Annotated in this window: 10 protein-coding genes; 6 read left to right on the plus strand and 4 right to left on the minus strand. The window is 45.1% G+C overall.

Translation table 11 applies throughout. The features are described from left to right. Positions 1-1090: O-antigen ligase family protein (locus RTI30_RS08160; RefSeq protein ID WP_312283614.1), on the minus strand; the 1090-nt coding region annotated here is incomplete at its 3' end. Positions 1091-1393: 303 nt separating this feature from the next. Here RTI30_RS08160 and RTI30_RS08165 point away from each other — a divergent pair. From RTI30_RS08165 to RTI30_RS08190, 6 genes are all read left to right on the plus strand, one after another. Then, positions 1394-2185, plus strand: coding sequence for an ABC transporter permease (locus RTI30_RS08165; RefSeq protein WP_312283615.1), 792 nt, complete (start codon positions 1394-1396; stop codon positions 2183-2185). An 87-nt stretch (positions 2186-2272) separates the two neighbouring features. After that, positions 2273-2983: an ABC transporter ATP-binding protein gene (locus RTI30_RS08170; RefSeq protein WP_312283616.1), complete on the plus strand. Its 711-nt coding sequence runs from the start codon at positions 2273-2275 to the stop codon at positions 2981-2983. 205 nt (positions 2984-3188) lie between these two features. Beyond that, positions 3189-4643: a glycosyltransferase family 1 protein gene (locus RTI30_RS08175; protein WP_312283617.1), complete on the plus strand. Its 1455-nt coding sequence runs from the start codon at positions 3189-3191 to the stop codon at positions 4641-4643. A gap of 253 nt (positions 4644-4896) precedes the next feature. After that, a complete protein-coding gene (locus RTI30_RS08180) occupies positions 4897-6225 on the plus strand; it encodes a glycosyltransferase family 1 protein (protein WP_312283618.1) in 1329 nt (442 codons plus the stop codon). A gap of 156 nt (positions 6226-6381) precedes the next feature. Beyond that, positions 6382-7566 carry a glycosyltransferase family 1 protein gene (locus RTI30_RS08185; RefSeq protein WP_312283619.1) on the plus strand — a complete coding sequence of 395 codons (1185 nt, stop codon included), beginning with the start codon at positions 6382-6384 and terminating at the stop codon, positions 7564-7566. A gap of 33 nt (positions 7567-7599) precedes the next feature. After that, complete coding sequence (locus RTI30_RS08190) at positions 7600-9669, plus strand: glycosyltransferase (RefSeq protein ID WP_312283620.1); 2070 nt, start codon at positions 7600-7602, stop codon at positions 9667-9669. Here the strand turns inward: RTI30_RS08190 and RTI30_RS08195 are convergent. The 3 genes from RTI30_RS08195 to RTI30_RS08205 all read right to left on the minus strand — a co-directional run. After that, positions 9658-11358: a glycosyltransferase family 2 protein gene (locus tag RTI30_RS08195; protein ID WP_312283621.1), complete on the minus strand. Its 1701-nt coding sequence runs from the start codon at positions 11356-11358 to the stop codon at positions 9658-9660. The two genes, RTI30_RS08190 and RTI30_RS08195, sit on opposite strands and share 12 nt — an antisense overlap. 328 nt (positions 11359-11686) lie before the next feature. Further along, positions 11687-12520, minus strand: a complete 834-nt coding sequence (locus tag RTI30_RS08200) for a methyltransferase domain-containing protein (protein ID WP_312283622.1) — start codon at positions 12518-12520, stop codon at positions 11687-11689. Between the two features lie 205 nt (positions 12521-12725). After that, a partial coding sequence (locus RTI30_RS08205; RefSeq protein ID WP_312283623.1) for an oligosaccharide flippase family protein occupies positions 12726-13658 on the minus strand: 933 nt, incomplete at its 5' end.

Consider the following 13658-nt stretch of genomic DNA (forward strand, 5'->3'; position numbering starts at 1 on the left):
AGAGGGCATAGAACAGCGCCCCGGCAAAGGCCAGCAAAAAGCCGAGATTGATGAGCCCGCCCTCGGCCAAAAACTCGATGTAGTCGTTGTGGGCGTAGGTGCCCGCCGAGGCCAACTCCCCCGGCAACCGATAGGCAGGATAGAAGAGAAAATAACTCCCCAGCCCCGTGCCCAGGTATGGGTGGCTCAGAAAGATATGCCAAGTGGCGATCCACATGAGGCTACGGGAAACAGTGGCGATATTGGAGGAAATGTAATGCGGATTGAGCTGGCCAAGGATGTCGTAGTCCTTTGGGTAGTTCATGATCAAAAAGGCTAACAGTGCAAGCCCAAGAATAACGGCCCATTGTTTACCCGTTCCTGGAAATCCGCGAAAACCCCAAATCGCGAAGGGCAAGGTGCAGAGCCAGGCCAACAGGCCGCCACGGCTACCGGTACTAAAATCTGCCAGCAGGACTACCGCGATGGTCACCAGATACCCGAGTACCTTCCAGTCTATTTGCCGGTGGGCAAGTATGACGCTTCGCTGTGCATCGAGGTATAAAAAGCGACCCACCAGCGGGAAAAACAGTAGGTTCATCCAGGCGGAATAGCTATTACAATCCAGGAGCGGGCCTTGAGGGCGCAGACCTTGCCATCCTGTCCCCTGGCCCAACAGTTGGTAGTATTGGCCAAGCCCAATGGTCGAAAGCACCCAAGCACTGATGATGATTCCCGCCCAGAACCATGGCCAGACTTTTGCGCGCTCCATATTGCTCATCATGATCCAGCCCAGGAAGCTCAAAGGTACTGCTCCTAGCGTCCAGAAGTAGAACCAGCTGCTGTAAGGAACATGACTCCAGAATAAGGTCAACCAGAACCACAGTAGCCAGAGCACCATGAAAATCGGCAGAAAGCCCCTTGGCCATAGCAGGCCTCCACGCAACCGCGACCAGGCAGCAGTGATGCCAAAGAGCAGCAGCAGGGCGCTGCTGAGCGCGAGGAGAGGAATCAGAGCGCCGTTGTAGTACCAACTGCCATAGTATGCGGCCAAGGGGAGAAGGCTCAGCCAAAGCACACAGGCGGAAGAGACGCTTTTTGGGGTTTTCATTGGGCTAACTCGGTAACAAGACCCGAGAAGTCTAGCAAAGACCGGCGTTCGCTAGAACTCTGCACGGACTACATGGGCAGAGTGGGAAGTCCGCGTGTAAGGGGAAGGACAACTAAAAGAGCCTCATTCACGCGGTGTCATTCGATTGGTGTCATTCACGTGGTTGAAGTGTCGCCGCTTTGTTAGTAGCATCCTTCAGAAGTCCCCTACTGGTATGCTATTACGATGCAAGGTGTCCTGCTAGCTGAGTCCTGCCGCATTTGGCGCGCGTTAATCTCAGGTGCCCGGGAGGATCCCACTTAAATGAAAGCTCTTCTTGCTGGGGCGTATGACCTCGTGGCGAGCCTGCGCGCTTGGCGTTTGTGGACGTTGCTTGGATGGGTAGAGATACGCCAGCGCTATGCCAGATCCAAGCTTGGCCCCTTTTGGTTGACCATCAGTATGGGTGTAATGGCAACGACTCTGGGCCTTTTGTATGGTTTGCTGTTTGGTCAGAACTTGTCCACGTACTTGCCTATGATATCCATTGGGATCGTAATGTGGGGATTGTTTTCAGGTGTGGTGAATGATGGGTGTAACGCCTTCATTGCCGGCGCGGGTTACATTAAGCAGATACCTTCTCCGAAGTATTTATTTGTTCTTCAAGTTGCTTGGCGAAATTTGGTAATTTTTTTGCACAACTTCATAATCGTGTTGATAGTGTTAGCCATATTTGGAATAAAAAGCTGGGTATCAATTTGGTTGTTTTTTCCTGGCCTATTGTTGTTTGTTTTAAATGCGATGTGGATGGCTTCATTCGCTGGTGTAGTGGCGGCGCGATTCCGAGATTTCCCACAGATCGTGGCATCGTTATTGCAAGTCGCATTCTATGTTTCGCCTATATTATTTCATGGAGAAATGCTCAGCAAAAAACATCAATGGGTAATCGAACTAAATCCTATTGCTTATCTTATTGACATTGTTCGACAGCCTCTGTTAGGAATATACCCAGCGGCATCAGCGTGGGTTATCACCGGAGGTATGGCGTTTCTTGGATGGGGACTGGCCTTAGCGTTTGCTGGAAGATATATCAAGCGCATTCCTTACTGGGTTTGATTGGCGATGGCAAGAATATCACTCAAAAAGGTTTCGTTAGATCTTCCTATTTATGATGTTAAGAGTCAGTCTTTAAAGAAGCGTGTTATGCGATTGGGTCGTATTAATCGGATCGCAGAAGACAACGACGGCGTGGTTGTCGTTCGCGCCATTGACGGGCTAGATCTTGAACTAACTAGCGGTGATCGCTTGGGATTGATTGGCCACAATGGTGCTGGGAAAAGTACTCTGTTACGAGTTCTTGCTGGAATTTATCCGCCGACAGCCGGAACAATAGAGATTAAAGGAAAAACGGTTCCATTATTAGATATCTCCCTGGGCATGGATGATCAATCAACTGGACGTCAAAATATCCGCTTGCGTGGTCTATTACTCGGGATGACGCATGCGGAGATTATCAAAAAAACCGAGGAAATTGCGGAGTTTACTGGGCTAGGTGACTATCTTGATCTTCCACTTCGTACTTATTCAAATGGAATGCGAGTGCGACTCGCCTTCGCGATCTCCACTGCTGTGGACGCGGATATCCTTCTATTAGATGAGGTACTCGGTGTAGGCGACGCGAGCTTTCAGGAGAAGGCGGCTAAACGCTTAGATGAGCTGCATAAACGAGCGGAAATTGTTGTTCTCGCAATACATTCTAGTGAGACAATCCGAAAAACATGCAATAAGGCTTTGTGGATGGATAAAGGTAAAGTTCGTATGTATGGTTGGGTTGAGGAAATCGTCGGTGCGTACGAAAGAGAAATGAATCCACACCGACCTGTTTCTGTCGCGCTCAACGACCATTTTAGCTGATTATCCTCTAAGCATGCCTACATTAAAACTGCCTGCCACAAGGGGCGCTAGATTGTCTATCCTGAAACTTCTCGTATAAATTTGATGGTTTCAGAACTACGACCCAACTGATTGCAATATGCTAGATGTGGCTCGATTTAGTATGCTACGTTAACTCGTTCGATTTGTGCGTGTACGGTTTCTATCTTTTTTGGAGTATGACTAATTGAAAATTCTTGTTGACATTTCTTATGGACATAAAAGTTTTGGATTTTCAGGAATCCCGCAAGAGAGCAGGTTTATTTTTTCAGAGTTTGTAAAATCAAGTAAGTTCCTGGCATCTGGCTTAATAATTCCAAAATCAGGCTGGAAACTGTCCAAATTAGGACATATAGAAAATCAGGCAATTTTTCTTGGACTCCATGCTGGCGGAAGACTGAGTACTAAATCATTGTGTGAGAAAATGTTGGAAAAAGCAATTGGACAGCTTGGCAAAAATTTGTGCGATAGATTTTCCCATATTGTCGCCGCATATTCTACATATGGGCTATCAGATAATCTAGGTGCAGAAATTATATGGCGGGAATACTTTGCGTCAACGGTAGCGTCTCAAGAGAGAGCGCTCTTAATGAAGTCCAATTATAGGTTGACTGATCTAGGATTGTCTGATATCGAATACTATACATTAAAGACTCGTCGGTCTCCCGCGCTGAATACTATTGGTTACGAGTTTGCGCTATTTCAGAATCCAAAGCCAATCTCTGTCAGCAAGAAAACTGTTAAGGTCGTAAGATATCATGATGGTATTCCATTATTCTCCTCAGACACTATGACTAGTTCGTCTCCTATTTTGGAACATTATCGCTCCGTAAGAATTTGCCGATCACAAAATTCGCTATTTGTATGTAATTCTCCAAGTTCGCTAGACGAACTAGAAAAGATTGCGCCGGGCACGGGAGAAAACGCATCCGTTATCCCGTGCATGATACCGGATGCCACTAAAATAGATGGAAATGCAAGCCAGTTGAAAACAATTGCCATTACTAGAAGATCAGACGCTTGTGGTATCAAGGATGATAACAATAATGCAATCAAGAAATGGTTTGGAAGATTTAATGATATACCGGAATATTTACTTACAGTCGGGGCTCTAGAGCCAAAAAAAAATTTGGTAAATTTAGTCGCGGCCTGGCAAAAAGTTCGCATACAGGAAAACTCTAGAATAAAGCTGATGGTTGTCGGAAGTCTCGGATGGGAGTACGAAAAAATTTTGGCTATTATGCGTCCATTTGTGAGAAGCGGAGATTTAATTCATTTAGAAAAAGTAGATCAATCTGAGTTAGGTATTTTATATTCGTCAGCTAAATGCTTCATTTTCCCGTCACTAGCTGAAGGTTTTGGGCTCCCTCCCATAGAGGCAATGCAGCACGGCTGCCCTGTTATCGTATCAGATATCCCAGCTCACAGGTACTCCGCTGGATCGGGTGCGATATTTTGTGATCCATATGATATTGATGACATGGCACAAAAAATTGCAAAAGTAGTAATTCGTATGAGTGTCACAGAAAAGCTAGATCTTATAGAGAAGGGTTATAAGAATGCTTCTAGGTTTACTTTTGGTAACGTTATGCCGATTTGGGAAGATTTTTTCGAGACACATAGGCCAAAAAACTTGGCTTAATGGATCGGGCGGATTAAGGTAAGTGATTTGAATAAGAGGATTATAGGTGATAAAAATGTAAGGAGGTCTCTTGAAGCGCAAGAACTTAAAAAGTCGGATGTTTCATCGATTTGATCTAAGGCGTTTCATTAACATCCTTATAAAATCAGGATAGATGCTATGGAGCGTACGATTTGATGGTAATTCATATAGGTTTTTCGCCAATACCGTTTTTTAATGATGCGGTTCAGGAATAATTAGCAGGGTGTGACTAATGACCAAGCTTTTAATAGATTGTACTGAGACGTGTTTCTCCGGTGGTAATACCGGGATTCATAGAGTTGTAAGAAGCATTGCGGCTAGGCGGGAATTAATTCAGAGCGTTACTGGAATGAACGTGCTATTAGTCTGTTCCGCAAAAAACGGTTTTTTTGTGATTGATAATTTAGATAATAAAGAACAAATTAATAAAAAATCAAAATTAATTCTTGACCTTGCAAGAAGAATTTACGACAATATTTCGTTTCTATCTATAGATCATGGCAATTCATGTGTCTCTGGCAGTGGGAAAATGCGACGAGTTAGAGTTTTTGCTCGATCTTTTTTTCGAAGAGTAGCTCGTAATCTTCTGTATCATTTTCAAGTTAGAAATCTGCCACGAGATGATATTATCTCAGTAAATATTGGTGATATAATATTCCTGCCGGATGCTTTTTGGGGGCAGGAGGACGTAATCAAGTCGGCCCTTAGCGCCAAAAAAAAAGGCGCGTTAATCATTCCCCTTATACACGATCTTATACCAGTTAATAATGTCGAGTACTGTGATCCATCATTTGCGAAGCTATTTGTAAGGCTTTTGCCGCTATTGGTTAGAAATTCAAGCGCTATTGTAACTATATCTAAATCCGTAAAAACAGATATTATGGATTGGATAGATAGAAATTTGAGTGAGAAGAAAATTCAAATTGAACACTTCTACAGTGGGGCTGATATCATATCACCAAATCAGGAGGAAGGTAATATAATTCGGCCTGAGATAACGCAGCTAGTGAAAGAGCGGTATATATATTTGATGGTAGGTAGTCTGGAGCCGAGAAAGGGTCATTCCGATGTATTAGACGCGTTTGAAGTTTTATGGGAAAATAAACAAAAATCATATATACTTTGCATAGTTGGTTCTACAGGATGGCGGTCTGAGGTCTTGCTTAAAAGAATAAATAGTCATCCTGAGAAGAACAAAAGGCTTTTTTATTATCATAATTTAAATGACTCCGAGGTGGATTTTTTGTATAATAACGCACGTGCATTAATATTTGCGTCATATGCCGAGGGTTTTGGTCTTCCGTTGGTGGAGGCTGGTTCACATAGACTCCCAGTAATAGCAAGAGATATTAAAATTTTTCGAGAGATTGCAAATGATTGGCCGCTTTATTTTACAAGTAAAAAAGAGCTAGTAAACCGCATTGAGTGGGTTGGCTCAGAATTGTTTTCGAGACAGAGTGTAGCGCTTGACGCGTGCTGTTTTGTCAAATCATGGGATGATTCGGTTATTGACTTATCACGGATAATCTTGAATTTGTTCACCGAATGCGTTAGAGATTAATCCATATGTTTTCTCAGATAATGTGCCTCGTGGGCTACTGTTAGTTTCTGATTTTTCTTGATAAGTACTTTTTGAAATCTACATGGTTTCTCAAATCTATAAAGTCATACAAAGAATTTTATCATTGCGTATATGTACGCTATGTTGGAGGAAGATATGAAACTTCTAATCAATGCGAGTACTCTGGCGCCACCAAGAACGGGCATCGGACAGTACACTAAAAATCTAATTAGTGCATTTCTAGACATGAACGAACTAGATTCGATAGTCGGTTTTAATTTTGGAAGAATAATTGATGCTGAAACTCTTCGATCATTAACCTCAGAGACGTTGTCATATCCAATCACGTCGGGTGGTGTTGAACGCTGGTTTCCACGCGTTGCAAAAGCTATAGCGAGAAATTATTCGTTTATATATCATGTTAGGCATTCTTTGAGGAGCTACTATGAATCACGTTCTATCGAACCATACATGAAAAATGGCTACATTTATCATGAAACAAATACTATACCAGTCCGGACGACTGGTAAGCGGGTCGTTACTGTTCATGATTTGTCTCAGTTGCGCAGCCCCAGCTACCATCCTAGTGGCCGCGTATCGTTTCTCAATAAAAATCTTCCCTTTGTATTGAAAAACGTCGACCGAATTATTACTGTATCAAATTTCTCAGCAAGAGAAATTATTGATGTATACGGCGTCCCTGTCGAAAAAGTGAAGGTTACATATCTCGCCGCAGAAAAAATCTTTCGGCCACGCGAGCTTGTTGAAGTTTATAATACGTTACGCTTATACCGTCTGCAATATAAAAAGTTTATTCTATCTGTCGCAACGTTGGAGCCTCGAAAAAACTTAATGAGACTAATAGCTGCCCATAAATCTCTGCCGGAAAATATTCGCAAAAACTATCCCTTAGTTTTGTGTGGTGCTTCTGGCTGGAGAAACGCGGACGTGTTGCGCGTGATTTCAAAAGCAGAAAGAAATAATGAAGTTATGCGAACTGGTTATCTCTCGAGGACAGCACTTGCGGAGTTATTTTCGTCTGCTGCAGTCTTGGCTTATCCGTCATTATACGAGGGTTTTGGTATGCCAGTCTTGGAAGGATTTGCGAGTGGCACAGCTGTTCTGACATCTAACCTAACTTCAATGCCTGAGATATCTATGGGTGCCGCCATAGAGGTTGATCCACATTCGATCGATGCGCTCAGGGACGGCTTGCTTAGATTGCTCGAAGATCAGACTCTTATGGATGAGTGCATTCGAAAAGGATTTACCAGATCAAATTCATTCAGTTGGTATAAGTGCGCTAAAGATACTTTAAGTGTTTATCGGGAGATAATATAAGAACCTCTCATCTGGGTTGGGGTGAAAATAATCATGAACTCAAATCTTATTATTTTTTGTGTTGCCGATAAATTTTTTTTAACTCACTTTTTAGAGCGCGCAACCCATGCAAGGTGCGCTGGCTATGAAATTGTTGTTGTCGCGCCAGATACCGGCTTTGCAGATAAGATTATAAAGACGGGTTTTGGTTTCATCCCAATTGACCTTGAACGGCATAATATCAATCCTATTCCCGAGCTGCGCAGTATCTTTCAACTCGCTGGCATTTACCGCGAAAATCGCCCGGATCTAGTTTGGCAGATTGGCATTAAACCGATCGTTCTCGGCACTCTTGCAGTGCTGTTAGGTTCTCCCGGAACAAAAATCGTAAATGCGCCCGTAGGCCTGGGTTATGTATTTGCTGGTGAGGATAGGAAAGCACGTTTAATACGTCCATTGCTAAAAAAAGCGCTACGTCACCTACTCAATCCCCGAGGAAGTGTTGTTATTTTTGAAAATACCGAAGATCTCCGCGAGTTGCAGCAGATTGGTGCTTTGCGTGGCGGGGGGATTGTTATCAAAGGTACCGGGGTAAATCTGGAGCAGTTCCCGCAACGCGATGAGCCACGAGAAGACCCCATAACGATCCTGCTAGCGGCACGCATGATAGAGGAAAAAGGCATCCGCGTATTTATTGAAGCCTCGCGCATTCTAAGAACACGAGGAAGATTTTATCGATTTGTTCTTGCAGGCGGTGTCGATGCTCAGCATTCCGCGGCAATCCCGGAACATGATCTGCAGGAGTGGAGCCGGCAAGGTATAGTTGAATGGCTTGGCGATCGACACGATATGAGCGCGGTGATTGGGCAATGCAATATCTTTTGCCTACCGACGTGGCATCGCGAGGGAATCCCTAAGGTGTTGCTCGAGGCCATGGCGACTGGTAGGGCAATTATTACGACAAACGTCGTGGGGTGCAGAGAGCTCGTTCAACACAATAAGAATGGCTGGCTCATACCACCTCGAGATGCGATTGCGCTAGCGGATGCAATAGAACGCCTCGCGCAGGATAGTGCTCTCCGCCGTAAACTGGGAATGGCGGCACGTAGGGATGCAGAGCGAGAATACGCTTCAGAACAAGTTTGTAGGCGTACGCTGCGCGTTTTTAAGAGCCTCGTACCACTCCCTCATGCCATAAAAACACGAAGAATAGCGCCACATGCAAATCCAGACGGTAGGGCTGGCCGACAAGAGGATAAGCGAGCAATACTCTGTGTGGTTCCAAGTTATAACGGTTGCGATGATTTGAAACGTCTATTAAGTTCTTTAGAAATACAGGATATAGAACATGACGTTTTTGTTATCGACTCGAGTTCCATTGATGGATCTCGAGAAATGATCAAGGAGAGTTTCCCGCGCGTACGTCTGCACGTGATCCCTAAGTCCGACTTCGGTCACGCAAAAACACGTCAAATGGCATTTCGGCAAAATCCTGGATATAAATTTTATGTCTATCTGACACAGGATGCTTACTTTTACGCAAAAGATTCATTGAAGTTATTGCTTAAAAGATTTGAAGATGGCAGGGTCGGGGCAGTGTGTGGACGTCAGGTACCGCATCCTAATGCCAGCATCTTTGCAACTTTCTCACGCTTCTTTAATTACCCCGAGATAAATCAGCTTCGTTGTTTAAAAGATAGAGAACGTTTTGGCATAAAAACAGCCTTTCTGTCCAACTCTTGCTCTGCATATCGGGCAGAAGCGTTGCGAGATGCTGGGGGGTTTCCCGAAGACGTCAAGGTTAGCGAAGACCTTTACGTTGGCGCAAAAATGCTTTTAGCTGGTTGGTGTATAGCATATTCTGAAATTCCAATCTGTTATCACTCTCATAATTATTCAATCAAGCAGGAATTCAAAAGATATCGAGACATCGGGGCATTTCATGGTTCGCAAAAATGGATCGCAAGAGAGTTTGGTGGGGCTGGAGGCGAGGGACTACGCTACGCAATAGGGGAGCTAAGGTTTTTGGGATGGCAGCGGATTTGGTTATGGCCGATATCTATGGTTAGAAATATGATAAAATATATAGGATATCAAATTGGTTATCATAACTTAATAGTGTAATTTAGCCTCTAATTTGTTCATGAAGATTTTCTTTGCACGATAAAGCGCTAGCGTTCTAGCCACTGCTGTTTGACGATCTGCTGGAACTCTGTACAAAGATGTGGTCTTGGGAACGTATATGAATTCGTTATCGCGCGTATAGCGGATCCATAGATCCCAATCCTCGAGCGAATCCAGAGTTGTATCAAAGCCCCCGTAGTCAAGGGAAAGGCCTTTGTGAAACAGTACAGACTGAATTGGCCAGTAGTTATATTTTAGAAATATATCCCGGTTGAAGTCCTGCATATATTTTCTGCGTAAGATATAGCAAAACTCATGATAGCTTGAGGACGAAATCATTCGCGTGGGTACCTCCCACGCAAGACTGTAGGCGCCAGCAACTTGCGGATTACGTAATACACTTGAAACTAATACCTCTATATGTTCGGCAAATAAAAGGTCATCGTCATCGAGAAATAGTAGATACCTTCCTCGAGCATTCTCAATTCCTATATTGCCCGCCGCCGATCGGCCAAGCTTTTCGATGGGATAGAAGCGAATATTGGTGTTGCCAAGTTTTTTTAACCTATTTACCGTTTCTTGTGATCTATTGCCGCCATCTTCAATTATTATATGCTCAATATTTTTATAGCTTTGATTGATAACTGATAACATGGCTTGGGCAAGCTGTTGGGGGCGATTGCCTTGGGTTCTTGTTATGACGGAAACAAGCGGACTATCCGAACCTGCTTTATGGTACTCATAGTAGGCACCATAGCGCCGTATGCCATAATCAAAATTAGTAAAATCGAAAATTCGTTTGCGCTTCGTTAGTTTCCTTGATTTCAGAGCGCTGGGCAAAATCTTCAGTGCAATCATTATTCCTCTTAAGGCATTCATACGACCATATTTGTAGCGTGGCGACCGTACAAGCCAAGCGGCCGCGAGGGGAATTATCATTAATAATTGTGGTAGAGTTCCGAATTTTGCCCTCAAATAAAGATGATTTGCTTTCCCCCAAAGGTCTTGCTGAGGTTTACTATGATTTTCGCTGGTGTAACTATGATGCCAAACAACGGCGTCAGGACAATATTGAAGGTTATATCCTAGATTTCTTAGTCGATAAGATAAGTCGACATCTTCGCCGTAAAGAAATATATTGCTGTCATATCCGCCAGCTTCGTTGAACGCGCTCCGTCTCATTAACACGCATGCATGCGAGTTCCAGCTGGTGTATTGGGTGACTGGATCGTAAAATTTGGGATGCTCGTATGGCTTTTGGCGGCATTCCCACACTGCGATATCTGGTGGTGAAGTGAGCGCTTTGCCAACGAGACGCAATATTGTATGCGGTTCAAATTCCAGGTCTACGTTGCTAATTAACATTAATTCACAATGTCCTTTCGTCGCGGCGATGTTTTGTCCTGCACCGAAGCCTTGATTTGGAGAGACCGTTATATCTACTGTTATCCCGTTAGAGGTGATCACTGTTGTGAGTCTTTGCAATAGAGTTACCGTGTTGTCATTGGAGGAATTGTCGATAAAATGCAAGTGAAGTTTGTTTTTTGGGTAAGTTGTTTGCAGTAGAGACGCTACAAAAGTCTCTATCCATTTGGAGCTATTAAAGGTGACGATATTAATGTCGATATCCGGTAGCAAAGCTGGTCCCTTTAAAAAAAATGGAGTATGAGGCACGGTGAGATGTTCCACGAATTTGTTGCGGGATGCTATGAACTCGCTTGTGGTCTCCTGGGTTCCGCTAAGTGAATAAGTCATATCGCAGTAGATCTGAGATAATGTTAGGTCTATAGTTAATAATAATTTTATCAGTGACTCTGGAAGCAGATCAATTACTGTTATTGCCGCTATGTGAGGCAGTGAGAAGTTTGTTCGTTTCATGGTAGGAGATATTGTCGGTGTGCGTGGAGTATTCGGAATATTGATGCATATATTGGTAAGCTCATCTTTATGTCTCGTCGTATTTAACTGGACTGAATGAGGAAGGGCGGTTTGAGATTCGGCAATATCACTATTATGATCATTTGGGGCGCTTGGCTGTCACTACGATTGTTTCGCATCTGCTGGTGTTTTGTGCTGCTCTGAAGTTCGCAATTTCTGCCGCGAGTCGCAATCGCAAGGGTAGATCGGGTGCGTCAGAGTCGTTGGGATCTTCACCTTTAGATATACGATTGCTGCTCCGATAGAACCATCTCGCGTGAGCACCACAAGGCTTGGCGGTAAGATGGATAAATCCGACGCATTCCAAAACCTTTTTTAGGCCATAACTTGTCAATATTGACAGGTGTCGCGGTGGCTCAAGCCCCCTCCAGTCGGCGCCAAAGCGTGCATGGCCGAAACTTTCCATGTTTGGCGTGGCAAGCCAGATCTGTCCACCAGGTTTAAGTACTCGAAACGCTTCTTGGAGCGCCGTTAGAGGGTCGTGTACGTGCTCAATTACATGACTTAATGTCATAACATCAAAGTACGCAGAAGGTAGGCCAGTGTCTGGAAATCCACCCTGTAGAACAGTCGCCCCCGTCTTCCGAGCAGTTTCCACTGCTTTGGGGTCCAGATCAACACCCCAAGCTTCCCAACCTAGTCGCATGGCAGTACGTAGATAGTCACCATTTCCACAACCAATATCAACCAAGATGCCCGGCGTTGTGGGGAGATGACGAACGCTTTCTTCTATCTGTTTTTTCTTTCGACCCAATAGAGGTACCAGCCATCGTCCGATCTTCCAAGCGGGTTGGAGATCCACATTATAGCGAGCATTGAGGTAATCATTGCACAGTCGTCGCTTGATATGAGCTAGTGTTCCTTTGGGAATATCGTCCTCTTCTAGATGTGTGTAATATTTACTGTAAGCCATGGCGATAGTTTCTGGCGTTGGCCTTGGGTCCAGGTAGGCGGCGCCACAGGCCCGGCATTGGTATAGCGTCCATCGCCCCGGCGCGCAAAAAAATACTTTGTCCGTCAGTCCATCATGTAGAAGCGTTCGATCTTCCTCACCGCAGATTGGGCAACGCTCCACTCGTTCGAGGCCTTCCTGAGGCCATGATTGGTTTGCCAACTGTTTATGATCCATGTTTTTCACGGGGTACCGTTGAGTTGACTGGAGGCGTTCGCGCGAAAAGGCGGCAGGAGATAGCTGTGCGTTGATCTCGAGGAATGCTGGCAATGGACCAGCCAATGCCTACGCCCACGAGCAGTAGGGAAATTCCAATATACAGGGCAGAGTTGTAAGGCATTTCAAAAGCAACAACCAAGGCCCCCGTAATGGGTAGAATGCCGGCCATGGTGCGACCCAAGCCCGATGTGGTCTGGGACGCCCGGAATAAAAGCAAGGTATCGGCTAGAACGCGCAGATCCCAGGCCCAGGCGGCACCTGCCACGCCAAGCCAGTCGATGAGCGCCCATAGGATGGCAAGGTAGGGAAAAAGTTCTAGAAGATGGAACTTGGCAGGTAAGTCCGGGCGCCCGGTACCCTGGAGATAAGCAAAAGGGATAAAAGCCAGCGTATTGATCCATATCCCGACGAGCAGTATTTGTCCGACCGGGGCGGCTTTTTCTGCGAGCGCTGCGCCCACCCAAAGGATTAGGAATGGTTTGATGAGCAGCATCCCTATCACCACTATTGGAGTCATGATAGCCCCTATGGTTAACACGGCGCGCGCCGCCAACACCTTTGCTTCGGCCGGGTCTACCATGGCAAATCTAGGAAACAATGCGGTTTGCAGGCTGCTAGGAAGAATGGAAAGCCGCATGACGAGATTGTAGGGCACAGTGTAAGCGGTGACTGCCACCATACCCACCTTGGCGCCGATGAGGAAGCGGTCAAAAATGGTCAGCAAAGGGCCGACTAAGCCAGTGACGGTGATCCAACCGCCGTAGTGCAGCAAGGTCTTTATTTGGTCGGGCGCAAAGCGTGGGCATGGCGACAGGGGTACATGGCGATAGCTTAGGGCGAAAAGTAATAGGGCGCTCAATAGCCGTCCAGCAATGGCGGC

Source organism: Candidatus Igneacidithiobacillus taiwanensis (assembly GCF_031962545.1).
Classification (GTDB): Bacteria; Pseudomonadota; Gammaproteobacteria; order Acidithiobacillales; family Acidithiobacillaceae; genus Igneacidithiobacillus; species Igneacidithiobacillus taiwanensis.